The sequence below is a fragment of the Bradyrhizobium sp. 155 genome, assembly GCF_023101105.1.
GTDB classification, from domain to species: Bacteria; Pseudomonadota; Alphaproteobacteria; order Rhizobiales; family Xanthobacteraceae; genus Bradyrhizobium; species Bradyrhizobium canariense_D.
Map to the genome: position 1 here is coordinate 4,015,301 of NZ_CP064704.1, position 23,317 is coordinate 4,038,617.

The 23,317-nt window shown below is 63.7% G+C and carries 33 protein-coding genes and 1 tRNA gene; 17 read left to right on the forward strand and 17 right to left on the reverse strand.

What is annotated here, in order from left to right:
* The first annotated feature begins 51 nt into the window (after nucleotides 1–51).
* On the forward strand, nucleotides 52–561 hold the full coding sequence (locus IVA93_RS19595; protein WP_018454375.1) for a hypothetical protein: 510 nt from the start codon (nucleotides 52–54) through the stop codon (nucleotides 559–561).
* 22 nt (nucleotides 562–583) lie between these two features.
* On the opposite strand, the gene IVA93_RS19600 is transcribed toward IVA93_RS19595, so the two are convergent.
* Entirely contained in the window at nucleotides 584–964 is a 381-nt protein-coding gene (locus IVA93_RS19600; protein ID WP_247368487.1) for a hypothetical protein, read from the reverse strand.
* A 168-nt stretch (nucleotides 965–1,132) separates the two neighbouring features.
* A complete protein-coding gene (locus IVA93_RS19605) occupies nucleotides 1,133–1,348 on the reverse strand; it encodes a hypothetical protein (protein WP_018454377.1) in 216 nt (71 codons plus the stop codon).
* A 160-nt stretch (nucleotides 1,349–1,508) separates the two neighbouring features.
* On the opposite strand from IVA93_RS19605, the gene IVA93_RS19610 reads away from it, so the two are divergent.
* A complete protein-coding gene (locus IVA93_RS19610) occupies nucleotides 1,509–1,724 on the forward strand; it encodes a DUF3072 domain-containing protein (RefSeq protein ID WP_026232720.1) in 216 nt (71 codons plus the stop codon).
* Between the two features lie 628 nt (nucleotides 1,725–2,352).
* Here IVA93_RS19610 and IVA93_RS19615 read toward each other — a convergent pair.
* Nucleotides 2,353–2,622: a hypothetical protein gene (locus IVA93_RS19615; protein ID WP_018454380.1), complete on the reverse strand. Its 270-nt coding sequence runs from the start codon at nucleotides 2,620–2,622 to the stop codon at nucleotides 2,353–2,355.
* A gap of 5 nt (nucleotides 2,623–2,627) precedes the next feature.
* Nucleotides 2,628–2,870, reverse strand: coding sequence for a hypothetical protein (locus IVA93_RS19620; RefSeq protein ID WP_245288382.1), 243 nt, complete (start codon nucleotides 2,868–2,870; stop codon nucleotides 2,628–2,630).
* A gap of 246 nt (nucleotides 2,871–3,116) precedes the next feature.
* Here IVA93_RS19620 and IVA93_RS19625 point away from each other — a divergent pair, with 246 nt between their 5' ends.
* From IVA93_RS19625 to IVA93_RS19635, 3 genes are all read left to right on the forward strand, one after another.
* Nucleotides 3,117–3,515, forward strand: a complete 399-nt coding sequence (locus IVA93_RS19625; RefSeq protein WP_018454382.1) for a VOC family protein — start codon at nucleotides 3,117–3,119, stop codon at nucleotides 3,513–3,515.
* Nucleotides 3,516–3,743: 228 nt separating this feature from the next.
* Nucleotides 3,744–4,196: a VOC family protein gene (locus IVA93_RS19630; RefSeq protein ID WP_247338024.1), complete on the forward strand. Its 453-nt coding sequence runs from the start codon at nucleotides 3,744–3,746 to the stop codon at nucleotides 4,194–4,196.
* Nucleotides 4,197–4,520: 324 nt separating this feature from the next.
* The gene (locus tag IVA93_RS19635; protein ID WP_085353458.1) at nucleotides 4,521–5,159 is read left to right on the forward strand and encodes a glutathione S-transferase family protein; all 639 of its coding nucleotides are present in this window, start codon (nucleotides 4,521–4,523) and stop codon (nucleotides 5,157–5,159) included.
* Between the two features lie 109 nt (nucleotides 5,160–5,268).
* Here IVA93_RS19635 and IVA93_RS19640 read toward each other — a convergent pair whose 3' ends face one another.
* Genes IVA93_RS19640 through IVA93_RS19650 form a run of 3 tightly spaced genes read right to left on the reverse strand, consistent with a single transcriptional unit; the run spans nucleotide 5,269 to nucleotide 6,001 of the window.
* A complete protein-coding gene (locus tag IVA93_RS19640) occupies nucleotides 5,269–5,436 on the reverse strand; it encodes a hypothetical protein (RefSeq protein ID WP_018454385.1) in 168 nt (55 codons plus the stop codon).
* Between the two features lie 6 nt (nucleotides 5,437–5,442).
* A complete protein-coding gene (locus IVA93_RS19645; RefSeq protein ID WP_085353459.1) occupies nucleotides 5,443–5,688 on the reverse strand; it encodes a hypothetical protein in 246 nt (81 codons plus the stop codon).
* Nucleotides 5,689–5,746: 58 nt separating this feature from the next.
* Nucleotides 5,747–6,001: a PilZ domain-containing protein gene (locus IVA93_RS19650; RefSeq protein WP_007591415.1), complete on the reverse strand. Its 255-nt coding sequence runs from the start codon at nucleotides 5,999–6,001 to the stop codon at nucleotides 5,747–5,749.
* Nucleotides 6,002–6,225: 224 nt separating this feature from the next.
* On the opposite strand from IVA93_RS19650, the gene IVA93_RS19655 reads away from it, so the two are divergent.
* From IVA93_RS19655 to IVA93_RS19685, 7 genes are all read left to right on the forward strand, one after another.
* Nucleotides 6,226–6,300 (forward strand) — tRNA-Glu (locus IVA93_RS19655).
* A 99-nt stretch (nucleotides 6,301–6,399) separates the two neighbouring features.
* Nucleotides 6,400–7,047, forward strand: a complete 648-nt coding sequence (locus IVA93_RS19660) for a hypothetical protein (RefSeq protein WP_085353460.1) — start codon at nucleotides 6,400–6,402, stop codon at nucleotides 7,045–7,047.
* A gap of 165 nt (nucleotides 7,048–7,212) precedes the next feature.
* Nucleotides 7,213–7,839 carry a pilus assembly protein PilZ gene (locus IVA93_RS19665; protein WP_018454388.1) on the forward strand — a complete coding sequence of 209 codons (627 nt, stop codon included), beginning with the start codon at nucleotides 7,213–7,215 and terminating at the stop codon, nucleotides 7,837–7,839.
* Between the two features lie 104 nt (nucleotides 7,840–7,943).
* On the forward strand, nucleotides 7,944–8,216 hold the full coding sequence (locus IVA93_RS19670; protein ID WP_247297369.1) for a hypothetical protein: 273 nt from the start codon (nucleotides 7,944–7,946) through the stop codon (nucleotides 8,214–8,216).
* A 571-nt stretch (nucleotides 8,217–8,787) separates the two neighbouring features.
* Nucleotides 8,788–9,828: a PrsW family glutamic-type intramembrane protease gene (locus IVA93_RS19675; RefSeq protein ID WP_018454391.1), complete on the forward strand. Its 1,041-nt coding sequence runs from the start codon at nucleotides 8,788–8,790 to the stop codon at nucleotides 9,826–9,828.
* A 74-nt stretch (nucleotides 9,829–9,902) separates the two neighbouring features.
* A complete protein-coding gene (locus tag IVA93_RS19680; RefSeq protein WP_026232724.1) occupies nucleotides 9,903–10,481 on the forward strand; it encodes an HdeD family acid-resistance protein in 579 nt (192 codons plus the stop codon).
* Nucleotides 10,482–10,715: 234 nt separating this feature from the next.
* A complete protein-coding gene (locus IVA93_RS19685) occupies nucleotides 10,716–11,801 on the forward strand; it encodes a 3-deoxy-7-phosphoheptulonate synthase (RefSeq protein ID WP_204511121.1) in 1,086 nt (361 codons plus the stop codon).
* 54 nt (nucleotides 11,802–11,855) lie between these two features.
* On the opposite strand, the gene IVA93_RS19690 is transcribed toward IVA93_RS19685, so the two are convergent.
* The 3 genes from IVA93_RS19690 to epmA are packed head-to-tail and all read right to left on the reverse strand — an operon-like array spanning nucleotide 11,856 to nucleotide 14,306.
* Nucleotides 11,856–12,107: a hypothetical protein gene (locus IVA93_RS19690; RefSeq protein WP_018454394.1), complete on the reverse strand. Its 252-nt coding sequence runs from the start codon at nucleotides 12,105–12,107 to the stop codon at nucleotides 11,856–11,858.
* A gap of 43 nt (nucleotides 12,108–12,150) precedes the next feature.
* Entirely contained in the window at nucleotides 12,151–13,245 is a 1,095-nt protein-coding gene (locus IVA93_RS19695) for a lysine-2,3-aminomutase-like protein (protein WP_247368491.1), read from the reverse strand.
* Nucleotides 13,242–14,306, reverse strand: a complete 1,065-nt coding sequence (epmA, locus tag IVA93_RS19700) for an EF-P lysine aminoacylase EpmA (protein WP_247789209.1) — start codon at nucleotides 14,304–14,306, stop codon at nucleotides 13,242–13,244. The genes IVA93_RS19695 and epmA overlap by 4 nt, the downstream gene beginning before the upstream one ends.
* 162 nt (nucleotides 14,307–14,468) lie before the next feature.
* Here epmA and efp point away from each other — a divergent pair, with 162 nt between their 5' ends.
* From efp to IVA93_RS19715, 3 genes are all read left to right on the forward strand, one after another.
* On the forward strand, nucleotides 14,469–15,035 hold the full coding sequence (gene efp / locus IVA93_RS19705; RefSeq protein WP_026232726.1) for an elongation factor P: 567 nt from the start codon (nucleotides 14,469–14,471) through the stop codon (nucleotides 15,033–15,035).
* Between the two features lie 23 nt (nucleotides 15,036–15,058).
* A complete protein-coding gene (locus tag IVA93_RS19710) occupies nucleotides 15,059–16,681 on the forward strand; it encodes a M23 family metallopeptidase (RefSeq protein WP_085353465.1) in 1,623 nt (540 codons plus the stop codon).
* Between the two features lie 83 nt (nucleotides 16,682–16,764).
* Nucleotides 16,765–17,751 carry a DUF808 domain-containing protein gene (locus tag IVA93_RS19715; protein WP_247368494.1) on the forward strand — a complete coding sequence of 329 codons (987 nt, stop codon included), beginning with the start codon at nucleotides 16,765–16,767 and terminating at the stop codon, nucleotides 17,749–17,751.
* Nucleotides 17,752–17,781: 30 nt separating this feature from the next.
* Here the strand turns inward: IVA93_RS19715 and IVA93_RS19720 are convergent, their stop codons facing one another.
* Nucleotides 17,782–18,279 (reverse strand): cupin domain-containing protein, encoded by a 498-nt coding sequence (locus IVA93_RS19720; RefSeq protein WP_204511119.1) that lies wholly within the window; start codon nucleotides 18,277–18,279, stop codon nucleotides 17,782–17,784.
* 21 nt (nucleotides 18,280–18,300) lie between these two features.
* Nucleotides 18,301–18,780, reverse strand: a complete 480-nt coding sequence (locus IVA93_RS19725) for a carboxymuconolactone decarboxylase family protein (protein WP_018454401.1) — start codon at nucleotides 18,778–18,780, stop codon at nucleotides 18,301–18,303.
* A 54-nt stretch (nucleotides 18,781–18,834) separates the two neighbouring features.
* On the opposite strand from IVA93_RS19725, the gene IVA93_RS19730 reads away from it, so the two are divergent.
* Nucleotides 18,835–19,356, forward strand: a complete 522-nt coding sequence (locus IVA93_RS19730; RefSeq protein WP_018454402.1) for a MarR family winged helix-turn-helix transcriptional regulator — start codon at nucleotides 18,835–18,837, stop codon at nucleotides 19,354–19,356.
* 27 nt (nucleotides 19,357–19,383) lie between these two features.
* Here the strand turns inward: IVA93_RS19730 and IVA93_RS19735 are convergent, their stop codons facing one another.
* The 3 genes from IVA93_RS19735 to IVA93_RS19745 all read right to left on the reverse strand — a co-directional run bounded on the left by IVA93_RS19735 (nucleotide 19,384) and on the right by IVA93_RS19745 (nucleotide 20,210).
* The gene (locus tag IVA93_RS19735; protein ID WP_018454403.1) at nucleotides 19,384–19,554 is read right to left on the reverse strand and encodes a hypothetical protein; all 171 of its coding nucleotides are present in this window, start codon (nucleotides 19,552–19,554) and stop codon (nucleotides 19,384–19,386) included.
* Nucleotides 19,555–19,639: 85 nt separating this feature from the next.
* On the reverse strand, nucleotides 19,640–19,891 hold the full coding sequence (locus IVA93_RS19740) for a hypothetical protein (protein WP_018454404.1): 252 nt from the start codon (nucleotides 19,889–19,891) through the stop codon (nucleotides 19,640–19,642).
* A gap of 58 nt (nucleotides 19,892–19,949) precedes the next feature.
* Nucleotides 19,950–20,210 (reverse strand): hypothetical protein, encoded by a 261-nt coding sequence (locus tag IVA93_RS19745; RefSeq protein WP_007591459.1) that lies wholly within the window; start codon nucleotides 20,208–20,210, stop codon nucleotides 19,950–19,952.
* 135 nt (nucleotides 20,211–20,345) lie between these two features.
* On the opposite strand from IVA93_RS19745, the gene IVA93_RS19750 reads away from it, so the two are divergent.
* Nucleotides 20,346–21,566, forward strand: a complete 1,221-nt coding sequence (locus IVA93_RS19750) for a lytic murein transglycosylase (protein ID WP_247454143.1) — start codon at nucleotides 20,346–20,348, stop codon at nucleotides 21,564–21,566.
* A gap of 6 nt (nucleotides 21,567–21,572) precedes the next feature.
* Here the strand turns inward: IVA93_RS19750 and IVA93_RS19755 are convergent, their stop codons facing one another.
* Both IVA93_RS19755 and IVA93_RS19760 read right to left on the reverse strand, forming a co-directional pair.
* Nucleotides 21,573–22,370 carry an aldolase gene (locus tag IVA93_RS19755; protein WP_018454407.1) on the reverse strand — a complete coding sequence of 266 codons (798 nt, stop codon included), beginning with the start codon at nucleotides 22,368–22,370 and terminating at the stop codon, nucleotides 21,573–21,575.
* A gap of 109 nt (nucleotides 22,371–22,479) precedes the next feature.
* Nucleotides 22,480–23,289, reverse strand: coding sequence for an SDR family NAD(P)-dependent oxidoreductase (locus IVA93_RS19760; RefSeq protein WP_247390562.1), 810 nt, complete (start codon nucleotides 23,287–23,289; stop codon nucleotides 22,480–22,482).
* Between the last annotated feature and the right edge of the window lie 28 nt (nucleotides 23,290–23,317).

The window sequence follows — 23,317 nt, forward strand, 5'->3', positions numbered from 1 at the left end:
TGGTAGAACGCTCCGGCTGTTGTATGGTCGAACGTTTCTTGTGAGGGGCTGATGAAGATTGCCATTGTTGTCGCCGGCTTGATCGTTGTTGTTGCCGCCGTTCTCGTGGCGGTACAGCCCGGCTTTCTAAAGCCTGCGTCTATGGCACTCGTGAAGAAGTCCGACATCCTCGGCTTTTCGCCAGGGATGACATTCGACGAAACCAACAAGCTCGTCACGCAACGTCGCTACCGCTGCCGTCAGATTCGCGATTCCTACGTCCTGGAGTGCGCAGTCGACGGCGCCAAGGTCACGATCTTTGCCGACGACGTTGACCCTGGGAATCCTGATCCCAAACATCGCATCTGGCGCGTCATTGCGGAGTTGAACAATCCGGGTCCCCAAGACGCTGCCGTCAAATCGATCTCCGACCAGTTCAACGCCCAGCCAACCAGGGACTCCCGGGACGGATGGATATGGACTGTCGGCCGTGGGCTCAAGCTGAGCTACGACGGCGCCGCCTTGAAGCTGGTGGACGAGGCTGAGGAAATCAGGCGTGGCAAGCAGGAAGCAAAGCGCTAGGGAGCGCGACGCCGGGTGCCCTTCAGTGACGAAACCGGTTGACGGCCAACAGCGGCAGCCATGATCCCAGCACCATGCAGATCGCAATGGCTGCGACTAGGACGTATTTCAGGGGATGTTGCGAGGACGCGAGCGAACCTTCGAGGTGAAGGTATGGCAGCATCGCCTCCACGGCCATCCCGATCAGGGCAACCGCAACCAGCCCGCCAACCGCCGAAGCGAGCAGGTTGACGATCCATCCGATCGCGCCGCGCTCGTTCGACCAAGCCTCGTAGATCGCGACAGCCAGCATCACGAGCACAAAGACCAGCATGAAGCTCATCGAGCCGCCGACGCTCGCCTTCGACCCGAAGATTTCCACCAGCAGCATGGCCGCCACCGCGAGCAGTGTGATCGCCTTCACGACTTTCCTCTTTGGTGTCTCAGCACATAGGCCGCGAAGCCAATTCCGATGCCGAGCAGGCTTTGCAGCATGGCGGTTGGTCGCGCCGGGCTTCGCCGGGGTTCAACAAATTGCACTCGGAGAACTGCAGGACCGCCGCGCAGTGACGACCGAAGGCCGGGGACCGATCTATGCAGCTTGCCTATTGGAAAGCCGCTCGAACGCCGTGATGGCCCGGTTGGCCAGCATGAGGCGTCTGTGCTCGCCCTTGCGGACCATCTCTTCGACGGCGGCCGAGAGAAAGCGGCTGGTGAACGGCGCGTCGCTGACTTGTCCGGTGCGCTCCAGATAATCCCAGGCGATCTGCACGGAATGTTCGATGAGATGGGACAGGTTCTCGCTCATGCAGAACCTACGCTTGGCGGGAGCGCTTGTTCCGCGCTGGCCAGTAGGTCGGTTCTTCATGGCAGATCTCGAGACGTTCAATTTCCGCACGTTTTCGACTGACGAACAAATGAGGAACGACAAGCGCGCGCCGACGTTAGGTGGAAAAGGAGAGATCGCGATGGCTGACAAGACAGCTGACAACACCGGGGACAACACACAAAAGGATCCGAAGGATTGGGTTTCCGGCGACGACCCGATGACCGGCGCCCAGGAATCCTACCTCAAGACCCTCGCCGAGCAGGCGCACAAGCCCCTCCCCAAGAAGGATCTGACCAAGGCAGAGGCGTCAGAGCTGATCGACACGATGCGGCAAAAGGCCGGGCTCGAGAAGTAGACAGCGGGCATGTACGCCCCGCCCCTGCGAGACGGAAGAACATGACTCACCGATGATCAGAAGTGTCGCGGGAAGGTTGCAGGCGTTCGGCCAACGCTGCATTCACAAACGTTGAGCGCGCTGCATTTCGTCGGGCACAGACAGCGTCGATTGAGCGCACGATCCCGCAATGTCGATTCCACAACTTCAATGCCGGGATCGCGGCCTGTCGCTTTGCGAGCCGGGCACTCATCCTGCTTTGCCTTGCTTCACGTCATGTACGATGTCACCGATGGTGCTTCCCACGACAATCGCGGCAACAACAGGCCAACCGGCGGCTACCATAAGGATGGCCCCGTAGCGCATGTCTTCGCCGGGCCGTTTGTAACTGTCTCGGCCCGAGAACAGGAGCACCGCGATCAGGCAGCCAACTGCGTATCGTCTAAACCATTTCACGACGAGAGACCTTCGTTTACGGGCATTCGTCGCCTCGAACTCCGTCGTGGTTCATGATGTCGGCCGTCCGGCCGCTCGCCGGCAGGCGAAATTTCAGACGATCATGCAAGGCGCGTCAGGCGCCTTGCATGACCTGCTGCCGCTCATTTTCTTGAGCGCGCTGAGCATCGGCTCCGCGCCGAGCTCAGTTCTGTCACTTCGGCAGATCGCGGATTGCCAGCTTGATGACTGTAAGGACAACGAAAGCGGGCGCCCCGTAAACGATGGCGTTCACGGCCCAAGTGATGGCGACGCCCAAGAAAACGGAACTGCCGACAGCTCCCCAGAAAAGGTAAGCTGCGGATATACCCGGCATCTCCCATGCCATCACAGGGGTGGAGTAGTCGGTTAGCTGCTCCATGACGAGCAGCACCGTCGAGACGAGGGCCCCGATTGCCAGTGCGACGGTGAGAACGGATTTCATTGTCTTCAAAGGCCCAACAGCGCCATCACGATCGGAATCATAAAAAAGGCTGCCAGGCCGAGGAGGCCTCCTACGGCAATCTTCACCCAACGCCGTTGAATTTTCGGCTCGAGCCATGTCGCCAGTTTGACCCAGAGCGCATACGCCCATCCGGCAACAATCGAGCGGATAAGTGCAAACAGAAGCTCGCCTAGAATATTGGCCATAGCGGTTAGTCGCGTCAGTTCCGCGGGGAGTTCATCTGCCAACGGCTAAACAACCCCGTGTCCCCCGTGAGTGAGGTGGCCCAGTTCTGCGATTTGCGTCACGTTCTGAGGACCCGGTTAGCGCTGTGGGGCTTCGTGAAGGGCTCGTTTTCTAGCGCTTGAGCAATGCCATCGCCATTCACGGCGCGCTCGGCGCGGCATCGTGACTGCTGACATCAGGGTGGCAGCAGCGGTGTGCGACGAGCCCCGCGATGCCGCTCAAATCTGCGGTCAACCAAAGGACATGCCATGAAGTTCGCCTCCACTCGCCTGATCGCTACTGACATCAAAATCATGGTTTCGTTCTACGAAATGGTGACCGGATGTTCCGCCGAATGGCTCGCGCCGGTGTTCGCCAAGATCGTGACGCCGGGCGCCAACCTCGCAATCGGCGCAGCCGAGACGGTCACGCTCTGGAAAGAAAACAGTGCCGAGCCCGGCGCGAACCGCACCGCCGTGATCGAGTTTCAGGTTGAAGACATCGATGCGGATTATCAGCGCCTGAAAGACAAGGTTACGCTGGTGCACGAGTTGAAAACGATGCCATGGGGCAACAGGACGTTCCAGTTTCGCGACCCCGAAGGCACGGCGGTATCGCTCTTCATGCCGCCGATCGAGCAGGCCGGACACCGCCTCGCGGCGCAATAGGTCGCGGCAGCAGACCGCCCCGCACACACAGCCAATGGCGCGTGTGCGGCACTGGATTTTCGGTGAGAGTGCATTGAAATTTCGCCGGCTGATTTACTTCATCAGCCGGCTTCACCCTCATGCACATGTGCACCCGCCCCCTGCCCCTCCCCGGATTTTCCTGCTATCTCCTACTCCCTTCGGCTCGGCCGAACCAAAAACCCTCCATCCACCCAGGGAGCAACAACCATGCGATACCTCCACACCATGCTGCGCGTGCGCAATCTCGATGTCGCGCTGAAGTTTTACCAGGATGCGCTGGGGCTGAAGGAGGTTCGGCGGATCGAGAACGACAAGGGGCGTTTCACGCTGGTGTTCCTGTGCTCGTCGGACGATCTCGAGGCGCTGAAGAAGCAGCCGCAGACGCGCGGCGCGCCGCTGGTCGAGCTCACCTGGAATTGGGACGAGGAAAAATACGGCGAGGATCGCTTCTTCGGCCATCTCGCCTATGAAGTCGACGACATCTACGCGACCTGCGAGAAGCTGATGAAGGCCGACGTCACCATCAACCGTCCGCCGCGCGACGGCAACATGGCCTTCGTCCGCTCGCCGGATTTGCACTCGATCGAGCTGTTGCAGAAGGGCGATCCGAAGCCGCCGCAGGAGCCGTGGTCGTCGATGCCCAACATCGGCCATTGGTAGGCCTTTTTGCCGGAACCAGCCCCTCTCCTAAGCGTTCTCTCTTCGACAATGCAATTGGAGGAGGACGCGATGGGACGCGGAATTTTGTTGTGGATGCTGGGCGTGCCGATCCCGGTGATCATCTTGCTGTGGCTGTTCTTCGGCCGCTGATCGCCTGACCAGGCTTTGCCTTGCAATGAAAGCTCCGCCTCGGGCGGAGCTTTTTGCATGCGGACGCTTTTGCATGCGGACCTTTTGCATGAGAGGATCGGCGCAATCGCCCGTCGCTCGCCGCAGTGAATTCCGCTATTACCCGCGCCGAAAGAAGCGCCGCGGGAGGATGATGTGCCGGACCAAAAACTGACGATCTGGGGCCGCGCCAATTCGGTCAACGTGCAAAAGGTGCTGTGGTGCCTCACCGAGCTCGGCTTGGCTTACGAGCGCATCGACGCCGGCATGGCGTTCGGCAAGACCCGCGACGCCGACTATCTCGCGATGAATCCCAATGCGCGGATCCCGACGCTAGTTGAGGGCGACTTCACGCTGTGGGAATCCAATTCGATCATGCGCTATCTCTGCCTCGCGCATGGGCGCGGCACGCCGATCTATCCCGAGGCGCCGAGGCTGCGCGCCAGCGTCGACCGCTGGCTCGACTGGACGCTGTCGATGGTGCAGCCGGTCGATCGCCCGGTGTTCTGGGGCATCGTGCGCACGCCGCCCGCCGAGCGCGAGATGATCCAGGTGCAAAAGGATGCCGATGCCGCCGCCGAGGTCTGGGCCATCGCGGACCGCCTGCTCTCCACGCGTCCGTTCATGGACGGCGATGCGTTCACGCTCGCCGACATCGCGGTTGGCGCCTATGCGCGGCGCTGGCTCGGCGTCGAGGGCATCACCCGGCCCGCGCAGCCGCATCTGACGCGCTGGCTCGCCGAACTCGGCAAACGGCCCGGTTTTGCGCAATTTGTGGCACCGCCGATGTCGTGAGCGGTGGCGCGGCTTAAAGTCCGTTACGAGCACGATGAATCGGCATTTTGCCGCGCGGCGCCGGGAGATGGCGGCTACTGTGCATGGGGTTGTTTTCGCGTTTTTTTGTTTAGGGCCAGCCGCGCTCGAACAGCAGCACGCAGAAAATCAGCACGAGCGTGACCGCCGCGGTGCCCAGCCGCGCAGTCCAGCTCAGGCCGCGGCCGACCCACCACAGCAGCGCGCAATACATCACGAACGGGACGATGATCTCGGGCCGCATGATGTCCGGCGGCATGGGGGCTCAGCGCCTGACCGTGGTCTCGACGCTGATCGAGCCGCCGATCTTGACGCAGGTGCCGGTGCTCTCGACCAGATGGAAGCCGCGACCATAGGCGGCGCAGGAGCCCGCTTTCGCGCTCCCGCCGGCACCGTTCAGCGGCAAGGCCTTGCCGGCCTGTGGGCGCTCCGGAGGCGGCAGACGCAAGGCCTCCGCCGCGGCCGCGGACGTCGTCAGCAACGAGATCAGGATGAGGAGCGGCGCACGCATGCAGGCCGTTCTAGCCCGGACCGGCGTCGCGCGCCATCGGGGTCGCTTTGCCCGGGGATCAGATGAACTTGATGCCGGCCGATTTGCCGCGGCGCCACACCACCTGGCAGCTCCGCCCGGTCCGCGCATCGCGCGCGAACGCCATCCGGATCACGCCCGGGAGCTGGCTCGCATCCTCGTCCAGCGTGATCTTGGCGCCCGTGGCGGAGATGTCCTGGACCAGGCATTGCCGCGCTGCGAATCCGCCGTCGAGCGTGATCCAGGCATGCTGCGACAGCGACTTGCGGGCTGCGCGCTTCTTGGGCGGTGGCATCGGCTTAAATTCTCCCAGTCCAGCGCTAGCTCAGGGAACCTAAGAAACCGTTGAATTCGGCCGACCGATCCTTGGGTGGGATGCTATCCACCGGTGCCAAAAGACCGTTCCCGAACGGCTTGCCCAGGGCGCCAAAGGCCATTATAGGTTCGCCCGCTGCAGCCGCCGGGCATGACTCGGGCGGCCAGCGGCCGTGCCGCGAAAAGCGGCGGGGCCCTGGGTTTGCTCCCTTCGTCTATCGGTTAGGACGCCACCCTTTCACGGTGGAGAGAGCGGTTCGATTCCGCTAGGGAGCGCCATCATCCGCCGTTGGATGACAGGGCGAAATCTGCCGCCCCGCATGAACCTCCCTGCCCCTCGCCTCCGACCAATGTCCAGACTGAACCGGATGCAGGCCGATGGCGCAGCACAAATCTCCCTCGGACGACCAGGCCGGGATTGCCTCGCCGGCGCTGCCGCCATGGATCCACCGCACGGCAGCCTACGTGCCGGAGCGGCGCGCCAGAATGCTGGAGCACATGGCGCGCGCCAGGTCGCTGCCTCGGGCAACGCCTGCGTTGGAGCCGTCGCATACGGCCGGCACGAACATTCTCGGGGACGCCTGCGGCTACGCCGTCCTGTTCGGCATCATCGCGCTGCTGTTTCAGTCGCGCGTTCCTCTCTACCTCGGCGCCTTTCTCTTCTTCACCGATGGCGAGCGCATCGAACTCGCTCTTGCAAAGATCGGCATCCGTCTCGAGCTTGGTACGATCGGGCCCGACATCATCAAGGGCTTCGTATCCCTGTTCGGATGGTTCGCGCTGCTGGCATCGCTGAAAGCGTCCGTCCCCGCCTGGCTCGCGACATGGATGCTTCCAGACACATCGTGGTCCTTGCTCGCCGGAATCGCTCTTTTGTTCGCCATCGTCGAAGCATTCGCAACGCGCGCGATGCAGCATGCATTGCCGTGGTTCGGATTTGAGAGGCGACCGAGCGGCCTGGCCTGCGCGACGATCAAGCTCGCTATGGCCCTTGGCGTGCTGGCTCTGCTGGTGCTGCTCGGATGACGCGATCGTGAGGTCACGGGCCTGACAATCGCGGCGCTATGCCGCCCGCCCCGATCTGCGCATTTACCGGAAATTTACCCCTGCTCGTGAGCGCCGGTATCATTTGCTTAGAATTTGATTGCTACCGTGGAAATACGGAAAACCTCCGAAACACGATTGGCGCCCATGTCCGTCGCAGAGTTCCTCAGACAGCGTGCCGTGCATGTCACCGTGAGTGGCAGCTACTCGCTGCCGCGTTGGTACGATTGCGAGGGCAAGCTCCGTACCTTCGCCTGCCGCACCAGCCGCGTTTCACCGTTCCGCATGATGGTCGACGTTCCCGTAGTCGGAAAGGTCGGCGAGCGCGTGACCTCCTACTTCCAGGATTTTGGCGAATTCCAATGTACCATCAGCGCGACGCTGAAATCGGGCTTCCTGATGGAGCTCGACATGACGCGGGCCCGGCGCGCCTGGATGTCGGAAAAGCTGACCTGGCTCGAGAAGAAGCAAAAGGACGCCAGCGTCCAGGAACTGCGGAATGACGCGCGCTTCGTTCCGCAGGTCGCGCACACCTTCCTGACGCTCGCCGACGGCAGCACGCATGCCTGCTTCATCATCGACGTCTCCACGGCCGGTGTCGCGATATCCTGCGAATACGATCCGCCAGTGGGAACCCCGCTTGCGGTCGGCGCTTGCGTCGGGCGGGTGATCCGCAAATTCGAAAACGGCTTTGCTGTCAAATTCGCCGAAAAGCAGTCGCGGGACGACGTCGTCCGGCTGATCGTCCGCACGGCCATGCTGCAATCGGCCTGATCCTCCGGCCGCGCTGCCCTATCGCAGCCCTATTTCGAGATAAGCTTTTGAAGGTCCGCGCCTCGTTCCGGACGTCATTTGCAGACTTGCGATCGGGGGACCGAATGGCAGTCGAGAAAATTACAGTCGATAAGGTCAGAGTCGACAAGATCACCTGGGACAGGGTCGGCCGGGTCACCGAGCCCGGACGCTACATGTACACGTTCGGCTGGCTCACCATCACCGCCGACGATCTCGATATCTGGAAGCAATACCCGCAGGCCGCGTTCACGCTGATGGCGCAGCATTCCGAGCCGGACGCGTCCACCGGCGAGGAGTTCCATCTCGGCGCCTTCGACGTCGCGCCCGACGCGCCGCCGCCGTTCACCACGCATTGAGACAGTCAAAGCCGGCTACGATCGGCAGCCAGCAAGCCGCGGCAGGGCGCGTGGCGGGAACGCGTGGCACGCCCGTTGCTTTATCATTGCCATGACTCACATCCCCGCCTTCGATCAGGCCTTTCTGCTGTTGCTCATCGTGCTCTGCCTTGGTACGTGCCTTATCCGCGCCTTCTGGGAGGTGGAGCAACTCCGGGGCCGCCGCACCGCGTCCCCATCCCGCGCGATCAAGCGTGACTAGACCGGCTCGGCCGGCCGTGCGTAGCCCGGACGGGGCAATCCCGGCTCTGGACTTGCCGCGGCGACACGTGCATCGTCAATCGAAGAAACCTGCACATTGCCTTGATCTGACTTACCAATCGCGATCCGATGACGGGCGCGCGACCGTTGTCATGGGATGACGAGGTGGTTCTGTCATGCAATTGATTGCGCTCGTTATTCTGCACCTCGGCGACTGTCCTGATGAACGCAGGCTGTCACGCTTGTTAAGAGACGCGACAGCAAGCGCATGACACAAGGTCGCATCAGGGAATGTAGATAAGCGGATCAAGGGAACCTATTTTCGGCGCCGATGTACCTGATTGAAGCGTTACCCACCGTCATCGGAACGGCCGCCATTGCCCCGGCGCTGCTGATGTTGTGGCTCGTCATTGCCGCCGAGGAACGCCCCGGACCGCCGGCCCAGGTCTGGACCGCGTTTCTGCTCGGCGCGGCCAGCATTTCGCTGCTGGGCCTGGCCCGCGCCCCTTTTGCCAAAATGGTTGCGGCCCCGGACAACCCTTGGGCGGCACTGGCCATGCATTCGATCTTCGGCGTCGCGCTGCCGGAGGAAGCGGTCAAGGTGATCGCCATCGTGCTGGTCGCCTCGACCAAGCGGCGGACCTTCGCCAATCCGATGGACACTGTGGTCTATGGCGCTGCCGTCGGCCTGGGCTTCGCCGCCTACGAGAACCTTGCCTATCTCGTCCAGCACGCCGAAATGTGGCGCTCGCTGGCCGCCTTGCGCAGCGTGCTGACCGTGCCGTTCCACGGCGCGCTCGGTATTATCGCCGGCGCCTATCTGACCATCGCGCGCGCCGGCACGGCGCTGGGTGCCAACCGCCATCATCGCGACTGGGCTCGTCTCTCCAGCCGGCTGCTGATCTTCGCAGGTCCGCTCGCCCTGCATTCGGCCTTCGACTTCCCCCTGCTCACGCTTCAGCGCATGCCGGATCTCGATCCGGCGCTGCGGATGTGGTTGGGCGGCGCGAGCCTGCTGATCGGCTTCAGCTCGATCGCCTTCGCTATCCGCCTGGTACGGCGCGTCGCGCGCCATCACGCGCCCCGAACCGACGTCGCGCGCGAGCGCCTCAGCCAGCTCCGCCGGATGTGGGCGCTGCTGCTTGCCGGTGGCGGCGTCGGCTTTCTCGGGCTCGCCTTCGTGCTGACCTCGATCCATCACTGGCTCATCAATCCCGAGCGCAATCTGACGCTGGCCCTGATCCCGATCGGCCTGGTCTCGATCCTGCTCGGCCTCGCACTTCTGATCGTCACGACCGCGATCTATGTTCTCGGCCGCAACCGCATCCGCACCAGCGGCGAAGGTTTTTCGTCGGCGCACGGCGGCGGCTGAGCCGCGGGATGGCAAGCGCGGTGTGCACGTACTAGACTAGCTTGAGGACACACCTCTCGATCCGGAGCCTGCCCATGACATCGCCTGAGGATTTTTCCCGGCTGCAATCCGCCATGAGCGGGACGGTCAAGGCACATTGGAAGGCCTTTCTGTTCGAAGGCATCCTGCTTGCGGTGCTTGGCGTCGCCGCGCTGATCCTGCCGCCGCTCGCAAGCCTTGCGATTGCGATCTTCCTCGGCTGGATGTTCCTGATCAGCGGCATCGGCGGATTGATCGCCACCTATTGGGCGCGCAGCACGCCGGGCTTCTGGTGGTCGCTGATCTCGGCCGCGCTGGCCGTGCTTGCAGGCATGCTGCTGCTGGCGCGGCCGATCCAGGCCGTGCTGACGCTGACCATCGTGCTCGGCGCCTATTTCCTCGCCGAGGGCGTCGCCACCATCATGTACGCGCTGGAGCATCGCCGCGAGCCGGGCGGCCGCTGGTCGTGGCTCCTGATCTCGGGCCTCGTCGACATCGCGATCTCGTTCATGGTGATCACGGGACTGCCGAGCTCGGCGGAATGGGCGATCGGTATCCTCGTCGGCATCAACCTGCTGTTCGGCGGCGCCACCCTGATCGGCATGGCGCTGGCGGCACGCAAAAGCAACAGTTGAGGCGCCGCGTGGCCGTCACGTCTATTGGGGGGTGACAAGCCGCCGATCGCACGCTATATGACGGGCGATGATCACCCTCGTCACCAGCTATATTTGGTACTTTAGCTACGACAGCTCGCTGGCGGCAGGAGGATCGCGCTCAATCTGAAACATTGCAGCAAACGTCCGAACAAGCCGCCAGACCTGGCGGCTTTTTTATTGGCCGGCAGGGTCTCAAAATGACAGGAGCCCGCCGTGCTGAGCACGACCGACGATCTTCGTATCCGCGAACTGAAAGAGCTGAGCACGCCCGAAGAGGTGATGCGGGAAGTCCCGCGCACGCTCACCGCGACGCGCGTGGTGATGGCCGCACGCAACGCCATCCATGCGATTCTCAATGGCCAGGACGACCGGCTTCTGGTCGTGGTCGGCCCCTGCTCGGTGCATGATCCCAGGGCCGCGCTCGAATACGCCGAGCGCCTCGCGAGCTTGCGCGAAGAGCTTGCCGACCAACTCGAGATCGTGATGCGGGTCTATTTCGAGAAGCCGCGCACCACGGTCGGCTGGAAGGGCCTGATCAACGATCCTGATCTGGACGGCAGCTTCGACATCAACAAGGGCCTGCGGCTGGCGCGCAACGTGCTCTCGGCGGTAAATAATGTCGGCCTGCCCGCCGGCACCGAATTCCTCGACATGACGACGCCGCAATACATTGCGGACCTCGTGTCCTGGGCCGCAATCGGCGCGCGCACGACCGAAAGCCAGATCCATCGCGAGTTGGCCTCGGGGCTGTCCTGCCCGGTCGGGTTCAAGAACGGCACCGACGGCAATGTGCAAATTGCGGCGGACGCTGTGAAGTCGGCCTCGAATCCGCATCATTTCATGGCGGTGACCAAGCTCGGCCGCTCGGCGATCGCCTCAACCGCGGGCAACGAGGATTGTCACATCATCCTGCGCGGCGGCAGCACGCCGAACTACGATGCGGCAAGCGTCGCGGCGGCCTGCAACGATCTGGCGAAAGCAAGCGTCGCACCGCTCGTGATGGTCGATGTGAGCCACGCTAATTCGAGCAAGAAGCCGGAAAACCAGCCGCTCGTGACGGCCGACATCGCCGGGCAAATTTCTGGCGGCGAGAACCGCATCATGGGGGTGATGGTCGAGAGCAATCTCGTCGCCGGACGCCAGGACGTGGTGCCGGGCAAGCCGCTCACCTATGGCCAGAGCATCACGGACGGCTGCATCGACTGGGCGACCACGGCAACCGTGCTCAAGCAGCTCGCTGACGCGGTCGAGATCCGGCGCAACATCAAGCGCGCAGGGCTGCACGAGCGCTCCGCCTGACCAAACGATTGCGGGCGGGGTGAGGCCGTCGCACCCTGCCCGCTTTCCCGGCGCCTAGCAGCCGCGGCAGATGCTCTTGATCTTCTTGTCGAGCGCCTGATTTTCCTTGCTGAGGGGATCGTTCGGGTCGCTCAGGTTCTTCTCACTTGGCACGTCGCCAGCGCGCGGCTGCCGATGACCGACGGGCGCAGGCGGCAAAGAACCCGCCGATTGTCCCGAGGTCGTCGATCCCTTGCTTCCCGTTTGCGCGAAGCCGGCGCTGCCGAACACCGTCAGAAGCGACAGTGCTAGGATGATGCTTCTCATTTTGCTTCTCCATTCCTCGGGCCAGCATCTCCATCACGACCAATCAGGTCTCGGGCGGATAGAGGTGAACGTCGCCGCAATAATCCACGATACGATAGCGCGTTTCCGATGCCGCATCACCCGCATCAGGTGCGGTATTTTGCATCGGCAACACGTAATTCGGCCCCACCGGCGACTTGCCGGCACCGCCGGGGATGTCGATGACATAGTCGGGCTGACACAGTCCTGACACCCGTCCGCGCAGCTGCCGCATCAAATGCTGCCCCTCGGAGAGTGTCGTTCGCAGATGCGCCGTGCCGGGCGCGAGATCACCGTGATGCAGATAATAGGGCTTGATCCGGCATTCGACGAAAGCTCGCATCAAATCCGAAAGAGCGATTGCGTTGTCATTGACGCCGCGCAAAAGCACGGACTGGCTTACCATGGGAATTCCGGCATCGACCAGCCGCGCGCAGGCGGCACGCGCGGGCCCCGTCAGTTCGCGCGCATGGTTGGCATGCAGCGCCACCCAGGTGGTGGCGCCTTCGGCCTTGAGCGCCGCCACCATCTCGTCGCTGATGCGCGCGGGATCGGCCGCCGGCACGCGGGTGTGAAGGCGGATGATCTTGACGTGATCGATTCCGGCCAGATCGGCCATGATCTCGCCCATCCGCCGAGGCGACAACATCAGGGGATCCCCCCCGGTCAGGATCACCTCCCAGATCTCGCTGTGCGCGCGGATGTAGTCGATCGCCGCGCGATAGGCGGCGTCCGAGAGCGCGTTCTCCTTGCCGGGTCCGACCATCTCGCGGCGGAAGCAGAAGCGGCAATAGACCGCGCAGACGTGAACGAGCTTGAACAGCACGCGGTCGGGATAACGATGCACGATCCCGGGAACCGGCGAGTGCGAATGATCGCCGATCGGATCTGCATTCTCGCCCGGCTGCATCTCCAGCTCTGCGGCAGTCGGAACGAATTGGCGCGCAATGGGATCGTCGGGATCGGACCTGTCGATCAGATCGACCAGCGCCGGCGTGATCGCAACCGCATAGCGTGCGGCAATGCGATCGAGCACCGGCAGCGCTGTGGCTGACACCAGCTGCTCGGCCACAAGTTCGGCCGGCTCGCGCAATGTGCGCGCAAGATTGCTCTTCATCATGTCTCGCTCAACGTTTCATTTGCAGGCGGCGTCCACACCACCTGATCAATTCGCGATGCGCCGCTCGCCAGCATTACCAGGCGGTCGAATCCGAGCGCGACGCCGCTCGCCTCCGGCATCGCCGCGACCGCGGCCAGAAAGTCCTCGTCCAGCGGATAGGCTTCGCAGTAGCGGCGTTGCTTCTCTGCCATGGATTGCGTGAAGCGCTTGCGCTGCTCCTCGGCGTCGGTCAGTTCGCCAAAACCGTTGGCGAGCTCGACACCGCAGGCATAGACCTCGAACCGCTCGGCGACTCGGGGATCGCCCGCCTTCACGCGCGCCAGTGCCGCCTCTGGAGATGGGTATTCGAACAGAATGGTCAAACGGCCCTGCCCCAGATGCGGCTCGACATGCTCGACCAGAACCTTGCTGAAGATGTCGGACCAGGTGTCATCCTCGGCCACGCGGACCTTGCCGGCAACTGACCGCGCGAGCGCGGCGCGGTCGCCCTCGCCGCCGGAAATGGTCGCAAGCAGGTCGATTCCCGCAAACTGCTCGAAGGCGCTGGCAACCGTCACAAGCTCCGGCTCGGCGAAAGGATCTGCGGTCCGGCCGCGGAAGGTGAAGGCGCCGATACCGGTCGCCTGGGCCGCGCGGGCGATGAGGACGACGCAGTCGGCCATGATGGCGTCATAGGGCGCGCCTGCCCGGTACCATTCCAGCATGGTGAATTCGGGCAAATGCAGGTCGCCGCGCTCACGGTCCCGGAACACCCGGGCGAACTCGAAAATCCGGGTCTCCCCGGCCGCCAGCAGCTTCTTGCAGGCGAATTCCGGCGAGGTCCGCAAATATCGGCTCACACGGCTGCCGTCGGGCCGCATGATCTCGGTCCGGGGGGCGTGCAGGTGGGTCTCGTTGCCCGGGGAGACCTGGAGAACGGAGGTTTCGACCTCGACGAAGCCCTGCTCGACGAAAAATCCCCGTAGAGCCCCAGTGATGGCTCCCCTGGCCTGCAAGAAGGGCCGGCGGTCGAGATGCCGCGAGGGGGACCAGGACGGCGACATCGGCTTGTCCCCAGCCATTAACCGGCTGTCCCGCAAGCCAGCAAAATGCTGGCATCCAACGGCAAAACCAGTATGTTGCGGCCCGAAACGGGTGCCGCGGTCTGATTTGGGGCCCCAGGTCCCCCATCAATTTGACCACGTCCTGGCCCGAGCCGGGCCAAGCAAGCAGGAAATACAGCTTTGAGAGTCATCGCCAGTTCTATTCGCAAGGGCAACGTGATCGAGCAAGACGGCAAGCTATATGTCGTCGTGACCGCCGAGAACATCCATCCCGGCAAGGGCACCCCGGTCAGCCAGATCGAAATGCGCCGAATCTCGGACGGGGTAAAGATCTCCGAGCGCTACAAGACCACCGATCAGGTCGAGAAGGCCACAATCGAAGAGCGCAACTACACCTTCCTGTATGAAGATGGTGACGGCTATCACTTCATGAACCCGGAGACCTATGACCAGGTCCAGGTGTCCAAGGATGTGATCGGCGATGCGGCGGCCTATCTTCAGGAGAGCATGACGGTCAAGCTATCGCTGCACGGTTCCAACCCGGTATCGATCGCCCTGCCGCAGCGCGTGACGCTGGAAGTGATCGAGACCGAGCCCGTGACCAAGGGGCAGACCGCCTCCTCGTCCTACAAGCCCGCCGTGCTCTCGAATGGCGTTCGCACCACGGTGCCGCCGCACATCGCCGTCGGCACCCGAATCGTCGTGATGACCGAAGACGGCTCCTACTCCGAGCGTGCCAAGGACTGACGGGACCAAAGCGAGCGCAACAGGTGCCGCCGGGGGGCGAGACAGTGGTTGGGAAAAGTTTCCGCTTCGTCTCGCAACTTCTGGCGTCGCTTTCGCTCCTCATTGCCTCTCCACTTGCTGCGGATGAGTTCCGCAGCCCCTCACTCACGGCGCTGCGCGTCGATTGGCGCGCGGCGCTTGACCAGCTCCGCACCGAAATCAACGTCCATCCCCGGGCCGCGGAAGACTTCATCTTCGCACCCCGTCGTTCGGTGCCGCGCTACGATCCGCGCGCGATGCCGGCGCTGGTGCAGCTCAACGCGATCTCCTCGCAATTCTTCACCGGCATCGCCCGCAGCTCCGTGCCCGTGCTGCTGCCGTTCGACGCTGCCGCGTATCTCGAAGCTCGGCGCAATGGCGCGCCGGCGACCGTCGCGCTGTCGCGCTACCAGGCTGACTTCAATTCCGTCGACCTGTTCGATGCAGGTCCCGCCGGCTACAGCGCGACCTTTTCGTTCGAGCCTGGTACCGGAGACGGCATGCCGAGCCGGGTCTTCGCAAGGCCGGTCGAGGTGCAGATCACGGGCTCGGCGCTGGTCTATGACATTGCCGATCCCTCGGGCGGCAAGGGCGAGCCGGTCAAACCGCTCGCGGCGCTCTACCCGGACCTGCGCAAGTTCATCCGGGAAGGCTATATGCGCTACGCTTTCACCCGTTTCGGCGTCGCCTATGTGGTGTCGATCCAATGCCTCGACAGCGTTGCCAAGCCGCGGCGGCTTGCCTGCAAGGAGGCCTATCCGATCGCCGAGCGCTTCCTGAAGGCGCTGCGCGTGGCGGGCGGCCAGCGCATGCGGCCGCTCACGGACATCGCTTCCAACATTCTCGATCGTCCCACGGTACGCTCCCCGGACTTCACCTACAGGCCGAGCGGCGACATCATCCCGAACACCGGCTATCGCAAGCAGGGCGGCCATCCCGACGTGATGGCCTACGCACAGATCCGGTTTCCTCTCGAGAAGGCGCCCGCGTTCGTGCACTCGCAATCCTATGCCAAGCGCGACAAGATCGAGAGCACGACCGCCTATCCCTGGCGCGACAATTTCTGCGAATCCCGGAGTTTCGAGGTCTGGCAATGCGGCGGCGGCTATGGCCATCAGGGCGAGGACATCCGCGCGGCCGAGTGCCCACCGCCTGGTGAAGGCCGCCAAGCCTGTGATCCCAAGCAGCGCGCCGTCGTCGCCGTGCGGGATGCGAGGGTTATACGCGCTTCCAAGGACCAGGCTGTGACGCTGCAAATCAACAGCCGGAGCGAGCACATTCGCTTCCGCTACATGCATATGAACCCGCAGGCGCTGAACGCCGATGGCCTGCTCAATGGCCGCATCGTATCGGAGGGCGAGAAGATCGGCGTGGTCTCGAACTATCTCGACCATCCCGCCGGCACCTCGATGCACCTGCATTTCGACGTGCAAGTGTTCACCCGCGACGGCTGGATCTGGGTCAGTCCTTACGTCACGCTGGTCTCCGCCTATGAGCGCCTGATCCACGCCCGCGGCCGCGAGGTCGGCCCGGAGATCGCCGGCACGCCACAGCCTGTGGCGCATGCGCTGCCGGAGGACGTGCTCAAGCCGGACCTGCGCGAGGGATCGGGCGGCGACGAGAACTAACGGCTTGCTCCTTCCATTGCCAGGCAGTGCAAAAGCGTGTTGTCGCACACACCGCCCGATGGAAGGCCGAAGGAACTGGGTTGATGAGTGTCGGACTGATTGGTCTTCTCGACGATATCGCAGCGATCGCAAAGGTGGCGGCAGCCTCGCTCGACGATGTCGCGGGCCAAACGGCCAAGGCGGGAGCAAAGGCGGCTGGCGTGGTCATCGATGACGCAGCCGTCACGCCGAACTACGTGATCGGCTTTGCCTCGAAACGCGAACTGCCGATCGTAGGCAAGATTGCGGTTGGGTCGCTGCGCAATAAATTGCTGATCCTGCTGCCCATTGCCCTGTTGCTTGGTTATTTCCTTCCCGCCGCGGTCACGCCGCTGCTCATGCTGGGCGGCGCCTTTCTGTGCTATGAGGGCACCGAGAAGGTGCTCGAAGCCGCGATGCCGCATGATGCGCGCCACCACGAAGCCCAGCCCCAGCCAATTGCATTGAACGCGCGGTCGGTCGAGGACGAGAAAGTCGCAAGCGCCATCAAAACGGATTTCATCCTGTCGGCGGAGATCATGGCGATCACGCTGGCGGCCGTCCCGGCGGGCAGCATCTGGACCCAGGCGCTCGTGCTCGCACTCGTCGCCATTTTCATCACTGTTGGAGTCTACGGCGTGGTCGCCTTGATCGTGAAGGCGGACGATGTCGGCCTGGCCCTTGCGCGGTATGACGGCGCCTCGCTTGTTGGCGGCGCAATCCGATTGCTTGGACGTGCGCTGGTCCGCGGCATGCCTGTCTTCCTGGCGGTGCTGAGCACCATCGGCACCGCCGCGATGATCTGGGTCGGTGGCGGCATCATCCTGCACGGCATCGAACAATACGGCCCACCGGTAGTCGGCCATACGGTTCATGCCGCGACCGAGGCTGCCGCGCACCGCCTTCCCTCCATTGCCGGCACCGTCGGATGGGCGGTCGAGGCAGCCATTTCAGGCGTTATTGGGCTCCTTGTCGGCGCAGTTGCGATACCGGCCGTCACATACGGTCTTTCACCGCTATGGAAACGTCTGAAGCGATCGCAGCCGACCTGAACAAAAGCGGCTGCAGATTGCGGGTGCCGGCTACTCCAGCAACGTCGTGAGTTGCGCGCCCTCGTCCGCCACGAACACGGCAATCAATTCCGCCGGCTCCGTGGTGCTGGCATTGGCCGAGACCAGATGCGTCGAGCCGGGCGGCTCGAAGAAGGACTGGCCGACGCCGAACGTCTCGACCGGGCCGCCGCCGAGCTGGGAGCGGATCTTGCCCTTGGTTATGTAGGCGGTGACGGATCCTGCGTGACGATGCGGCCGCGAGAACCCGCCAGGGCCGTAGAACACGCGCACGATGGTGACGCGCTTGCCCGGCACGTTCGGCAGCGCGTAGGAGTCGATCGGCTCGACCTTGTCCAGCGGCGAGCTTTCGGCGGCGGTGGCGCAGAGCGGCGCGAGTGCGCCGGAAATGGTGTCCATCGTCACCGGCAACGCCTTGCCGATCGCAAGCGCGCACGCAAGCCCGCCGACGACGGCGATCGCCATCGAACGCGATGGCGCCAATGTGGTGGGCAAACTTACTACCGTCATCACGATCTCCCTTCGTTGCAATCAGGATGCCGCCGCATTCGCTGCGACCGGTCGCTTCGCCGGTGTCCAGCGAAACGCCGCACCGAAACGATTCCAGACGTTGATCGAGGCAACCGCAGAGGTCAGGTACGTCAGTTCGGTCTCGGAGAATTCACGGCTCGCCTCGGCATACACGCCCTCGCCGACTCCGTCGGGCAGGCAGGTCAGCGCCTCGGTCCAGGCCAGCGCGGCACGTTCGCGCGCGGAAAAGATCGGCGCCTCGCGCCAGACCACGACCAAATTGAGCTTGTCGACGGGCACGCCGATCCGCTCCGAAAGCAGGATGTGATGCTGCACGCAGAAGGCGCAGCCGTTGATCTGCGATGCCCGGAGCTTGACCAGTTCGAGAAGCTGCTTGTCGAGACCGGCCTTGGCCGCCACCTGGCCGAGCGCCAGCACCAGCTCATACGCATCCGGCGCGATCTTCTTGAAATCCTCGTATTCGCTGCGGGCGTGTGACATTGCCGTTCACCTCGTGGTATTGTAAGACCGCTTACATCTTATAAGAGCACTTACATGTTGCGCAAGTCGCCCAGTATCACGAGATCGAAATCCCGGCGCAAGACTGCCAAGCCTGACGCCGTGCGCGTGCCAGCCCCAGGGGAAGGCAAGCGCGGCGAGCAAGGCTATCTCGGCTATCTCTTGCGCCAGGCCCACGCCGCAGTCCGTCTGACGATGGAGCGGTCGCTCGCCGATCTCGGTGTCACCTCACCGCAATTCGCGGTGCTGACCATGCTCAACGCCTATCCGGGCCTCTCGGGCGCCGACGTTGCCCGCCTCACCTTTCTGACGCCCCAGACCGTCGGCGTCATCATCCGCAATCTCGAGCGTGACGGCGCGATTGTGATGACGCCGCATCCCGTCCACGGCCGCATCCAGCAATGGACGCTGACGCCGCGCGGCACGGCGCTTTTGAAAGCGTGCCGGGAAAGGGTGATTGCGTTGGAGAAGCGGCTGGCCGCCGGGCTCGATGTCAAGGCCGAGGCAAGCATTCGCCGCTGGCTCGCAGGCATCGCGGCCGATTTGCAGGAGGACTAGGCGAAGCGCGCTTGCCGCTGGCGGGACCTAGTCGCCGCCTCCGCCGTCGCCACCGTCCGAATCCGGGAAGTCACTGACGGCGCCGTGGCCTTGAATACCGCGCCCAAAGTTCTCCGCGAGGATCATCAGGACGACGACGAACAACCCGGCGCCGAACGGCCAGGGATTGGCGCGGATGATGTCGAACAGCTCCTGCATTCACGCATTGTGCGCAGACGGAAGCGAATCGACCGTAAAGTGACAGGCTCAAAATTGGGGATATCCGACCCGTTGCAGGCGCGCCCTACCCGCCCTTCAACACTTTCTTAACCTCGCCATCGGGCCAGGTCTCGCCCGCTGCGATCACCCGCACGCGGCTTTGATCGGCGTCGTTCACCAGCTCATGCGAACTCACCCGCTCGCCGCTTCGCTCCAGGTGCAGATCGGTTTCGGGCTTCCAGCTCAGTGTGGTGGCGAGATCGCCAGGGAAAATCTGCCATTGTGATCCGTCGTCGAGCTCGACGACGTGGCTCTCTGCATGCGCGCGTATCTTCATTCGACCCCGAATTCTCGACGGAAGGCGGGCCCCGACCATCGGCCGGGGCCCCGCTCCGTTAGTCGTTGTCGTGATGAATCACGGTCTTTTCGCGGTTACCGAATTCATCTTCCTTCTTGATGACGGTGGTGCGGTCGGCAGGCTCGCGCTCCTTGATCACGGTGGTGCGATCACGATCGCGGTCACGCTCTCGATATTCCGGGGACTGTCCGACGGTCACGCCGGCGCCGACCGGACCAACATGAACACCGACTTCGTCGGCGAATGCGGGGGCTGCGATAGCGGTGACCATGGCGGCCGCAAACAGATATTTCCTCATCTCGTCCTCCTCGATTGCATGCGGAGGGAATGCGTGAGTGCGACAATTTGTTCCGGAAGGAACAGGACGGACGTCCCGTTCCCGACCCTCCAGGAACCGACTCACAGGAGCCGCATTTCCCGCTACAATAAGTCGATGAAACACGCTGATTCCTCGATCCATCATACCCGCCGCGCCTTCACGATCGGCGCCGCCACCCTGCTCGCTTTCCCGACGCATGTCTTCGCCGCACCTCCAGGCTTCGACGAATGGCGTGAGGGTTTTCGCGCTCGTGCCATGGCCAAGGGCATCTCGGCTGCGACATGGCAGCGTGCGATGGCGCGGGTCGAGCCCGACATGAGCGTGTTCAAGCAGATGCGGAACCAGCCCGAATTTCATGAGCAGGTCTGGCAATACATCAACCGTCGCGTCTCCGACTGGCGCATCATCAACGGCAAGATCGCGCTGAAGAACAACGAGGCGCTGCTCGCGCGTATCGAGCGCGATTTCGGCGTCGAGCGCGGCACGCTGCTGGCGCTGTGGGGCGTCGAGTCCGCCTATGGCGATCCGCTGGTGCAGCAGAACCACATGACGCCGGTGTTTCCCTCGCTCGCCGCCCTCGCCTGGAACGAACCGCGACGCAAGGCCTATTGGGAAACCGAGCTGATCAACGCGCTACGCATCGTCGACAAGGGCTGGAGCACGCCGGAGCAGATGCAGGGATCCTGGGCCGGCGCGATGGGGCATTCGCAATGGATGCCGGAAGTCTGGCTCAATGTCGGCATCGACTATGATGGCGACGGCAAGGTGTCGCCGTTCGGCAAGCCCGACGACGCGCTGGGCTCGACGGCAAAATATCTCGTCAATCGCGGCAAGTGGCACCGCGGCGAGCATTGGGGCTACGAGGTGCGCACGCCCGGTGAGATGAGCGGCAGCCGGACCTATGCGGCTTGGCAGGCGGCCGGCGTCACCCGCGCCGACGGCCAGCCATTCCCGCAAGCCTCCGCATCCGCGCAGATGTGGACGCCGGTTGCGGGCGGGCCGACGTTTCTGCTGGGACCGAATTTCAACGCGGTGAAGAGCTACAATCCCTCGATGAACTATGCCCTGGCGATCTGCCATCTCGGCGACCGCTGCCTCGGCGCCCCGCCTTTCATCCAGCCGTTCCCCGGCTCCGAGCGCGCGCTGACACTCGCCGAGGTGCAGGAGATGCAGACGCGCCTGACCAAGGCGGGCTTCGACACCGGCGGCACCGACGGCCGCGTCGGCAACGACACGATGAAGGCAATCAAGGATTTTCAGCAGAGGGCCGGTATCGTGCCTGCGGACGGCTATGGCGGGCTGAAGGTGCTGGCGAAGCTACGCCTGGGGTCTTAGGCCGGCTCAATGCCGGTATTGCGGCTCCTCCGCATCGAGCTGCCGCCGGATCGCCGCAAGATGCAGCCGTGCAGATTCGGAATCGCCCTCGCGCATCTGCCTGTAGGTCTCGGCTGCAATCGCGGGATCGACCGGCAGCATCTGTCGCCCGGTCGACATCGCCAGCACCTGCACCTCGGCGGCGCGTTCGAGATAGTAGAGATCGTCCCAGGCTTCCGCGATGGTCGGTGCCAACACCATCACGCCGTGATGCTTCATGAAGATGATATCGGCATCCCCAACGGCGGATGCGATGCGCGCACCTTCGCGGTTGTCGAGCGCAAGGCCATTGTAGTCGCGGTCCACGGCCGTGCGACCATAGAACTTCAGCGCGGTCTGGCCGGCCCAGATCAGCGGATCGCCTTCGGTCATCGACAGCGCCGTGGCGTAGGGCATGTGGGTGTGGAAGGCGACCTTGGCGCGCGGCAGGCGCTTGTGCATCTCGGCATGGATGTAGAACGCGGTCGCCTCGGGTACGCCCTCGCCGTCGAGCACGCTGCCGTGGAAATCGCAGATCAGCAGCTTTGACGCGGTCAGCTCGCGGAAGGCGTAGCCGTAAGGGTTGACCAGGAAGAGATCGTCATGGCCCGGCACCACGGCCGAGAAGTGGTTGCAGATGCCCTCCTCAAAGCCGTTGCGCGCAGCCATCCGAAAGCAGGCGGCAAGATCCTCGCGCGCGCTGCGGATCGCGTCGGTGACGAGGTCCGGACGGTTCGAGCGGAACGTTGCCGGCGTGGAGGACGAAGAGTGAAGGCTGTGCGCCATGGCGGAAGGACACCTCTGTCGTTCGGAAGACGCCCGCGTTGTACAGGTCCGACGCCTGCGCGTCAGCCCCCGCGCGCGCCACCCTGCCCTTCGCAGCCCGCGAGGCGGTCTATTGCCGCCGCGGCACGCCGCCGGCATTCATGCCGCCGTCGATGACGAGCTCGCTGCCGGTGACGTAGCGCGAGGCATCGGAGGCCAGATACAGCACGCCGGAGGCAATTTCAGAAGCATGGCCGGCGCGGCCGAGCGGCGTGACGAGGCGCGCACGCTCCTCGGGATCGATCGGTGCATTGCCCTGGTTGCCGGTCGCGCCGGTCGGGATCTTGCCCCAGATCGGGGTGTCGATGATGCCGGGATGGACGGAGTTGACGCGGATGCCGTCGCCGGCGGCCGCGCACTCCATCGCGATCGACTTGGCGAACAGCCGCACGCCGCCCTTGGTCGCCGAATAGGCCGACAGCCCAGGCGCGCCGCGCAGGCCCGCGAGCGAGGACATCATGACGATCGAGCCGCCGCCGGTCTTGCGCATCAAGGGCAGGCAATGCTTGACCGAGAGGAAGACGCCGTCGAGGTTGATCGCGTTCTGCTTGCGCCAGTCGCTGAGCGTCATGTCGACGATCGAGGGCACGGCGATGCCGATGCCGGCGTTGGAGACGAGAATATCAAGCCGGCCAAAGCGCTTCGCGATCTCGGCTGTGATCTCGATCCAGCGCTCTTCGCTGGTGACGTCCTGCTCCAGGAAAATCGCCTTGCCGTCGGCCTTGGTGATGCGATTGGCGAGCTCGGGGCCGCGCAGCTCGTCGATGTCGGTGGCAATGACGGTGGCGCCCTCGCGCGCGAATAGCTCGACGACGGCTTCGCCGATGCCGGAGGCGCCGCCCGTCACCAGCGCCACTTTACCCTCAACCTGCCCTGCCATGTTCACTCCCAGTTTTGCTGTTAGCTTT

Bases quoted from the DNA above. Each gene is read 5' to 3' on its own strand.
- IVA93_RS19690 (WP_018454394.1), bottom strand. From the start codon at position 12,107: ATGAGAAGCATCATCCTAGCACTGTCGCTTCTGACGGTGTTCGGCAGC.
- IVA93_RS19755 (WP_018454407.1), bottom strand. From the start codon at position 22,370: ATGGCGCACAGCCTTCACTCTTCGTCCTCCACGCCGGCAACGTTCCGC.
- IVA93_RS19640 (WP_018454385.1), bottom strand. From the start codon at position 5,436: ATGCCGCCGGACATCATGCGGCCCGAGATCATCGTCCCGTTCGTGATG.
- IVA93_RS19605 (WP_018454377.1), bottom strand. From the start codon at position 1,348: ATGAGCGAGAACCTGTCCCATCTCATCGAACATTCCGTGCAGATCGCC.
- IVA93_RS19630 (WP_247338024.1), top strand. From the start codon at position 3,744: ATGCGATACCTCCACACCATGCTGCGCGTGCGCAATCTCGATGTCGCG.
- IVA93_RS19720 (WP_204511119.1), bottom strand. From the start codon at position 18,279: ATGACGGTAGTAAGTTTGCCCACCACATTGGCGCCATCGCGTTCGATG.
- IVA93_RS19725 (WP_018454401.1), bottom strand. From the start codon at position 18,780: ATGTCACACGCCCGCAGCGAATACGAGGATTTCAAGAAGATCGCGCCG.
- IVA93_RS19615 (WP_018454380.1), bottom strand. From the start codon at position 2,622: ATGAAATCCGTTCTCACCGTCGCACTGGCAATCGGGGCCCTCGTCTCG.
- IVA93_RS19695 (WP_247368491.1), bottom strand. From the start codon at position 13,245: ATGATGAAGAGCAATCTTGCGCGCACATTGCGCGAGCCGGCCGAACTT.
- IVA93_RS19680 (WP_026232724.1), top strand. From the start codon at position 9,903: ATGACATCGCCTGAGGATTTTTCCCGGCTGCAATCCGCCATGAGCGGG.
- IVA93_RS19670 (WP_247297369.1), top strand. From the start codon at position 7,944: ATGGCAGTCGAGAAAATTACAGTCGATAAGGTCAGAGTCGACAAGATC.
- IVA93_RS19610 (WP_026232720.1), top strand. From the start codon at position 1,509: ATGGCTGACAAGACAGCTGACAACACCGGGGACAACACACAAAAGGAT.
- IVA93_RS19675 (WP_018454391.1), top strand. From the start codon at position 8,788: ATGTACCTGATTGAAGCGTTACCCACCGTCATCGGAACGGCCGCCATT.
- IVA93_RS19625 (WP_018454382.1), top strand. From the start codon at position 3,117: ATGAAGTTCGCCTCCACTCGCCTGATCGCTACTGACATCAAAATCATG.
- IVA93_RS19715 (WP_247368494.1), top strand. From the start codon at position 16,765: ATGAGTGTCGGACTGATTGGTCTTCTCGACGATATCGCAGCGATCGCA.
- IVA93_RS19760 (WP_247390562.1), bottom strand. From the start codon at position 23,289: ATGGCAGGGCAGGTTGAGGGTAAAGTGGCGCTGGTGACGGGCGGCGCC.
- IVA93_RS19740 (WP_018454404.1), bottom strand. From the start codon at position 19,891: ATGAAGATACGCGCGCATGCAGAGAGCCACGTCGTCGAGCTCGACGAC.
- IVA93_RS19645 (WP_085353459.1), bottom strand. From the start codon at position 5,688: ATGCGTGCGCCGCTCCTCATCCTGATCTCGTTGCTGACGACGTCCGCG.
- IVA93_RS19660 (WP_085353460.1), top strand. From the start codon at position 6,400: ATGGCGCAGCACAAATCTCCCTCGGACGACCAGGCCGGGATTGCCTCG.
- IVA93_RS19730 (WP_018454402.1), top strand. From the start codon at position 18,835: ATGTTGCGCAAGTCGCCCAGTATCACGAGATCGAAATCCCGGCGCAAG.
- IVA93_RS19595 (WP_018454375.1), top strand. From the start codon at position 52: ATGAAGATTGCCATTGTTGTCGCCGGCTTGATCGTTGTTGTTGCCGCC.
- IVA93_RS19650 (WP_007591415.1), bottom strand. From the start codon at position 6,001: ATGCCACCGCCCAAGAAGCGCGCAGCCCGCAAGTCGCTGTCGCAGCAT.
- IVA93_RS19735 (WP_018454403.1), bottom strand. From the start codon at position 19,554: ATGCAGGAGCTGTTCGACATCATCCGCGCCAATCCCTGGCCGTTCGGC.
- IVA93_RS19750 (WP_247454143.1), top strand. From the start codon at position 20,346: ATGAAACACGCTGATTCCTCGATCCATCATACCCGCCGCGCCTTCACG.
- IVA93_RS19665 (WP_018454388.1), top strand. From the start codon at position 7,213: ATGTCCGTCGCAGAGTTCCTCAGACAGCGTGCCGTGCATGTCACCGTG.
- IVA93_RS19745 (WP_007591459.1), bottom strand. From the start codon at position 20,210: ATGAGGAAATATCTGTTTGCGGCCGCCATGGTCACCGCTATCGCAGCC.
- epmA (WP_247789209.1), bottom strand. From the start codon at position 14,306: ATGGCTGGGGACAAGCCGATGTCGCCGTCCTGGTCCCCCTCGCGGCAT.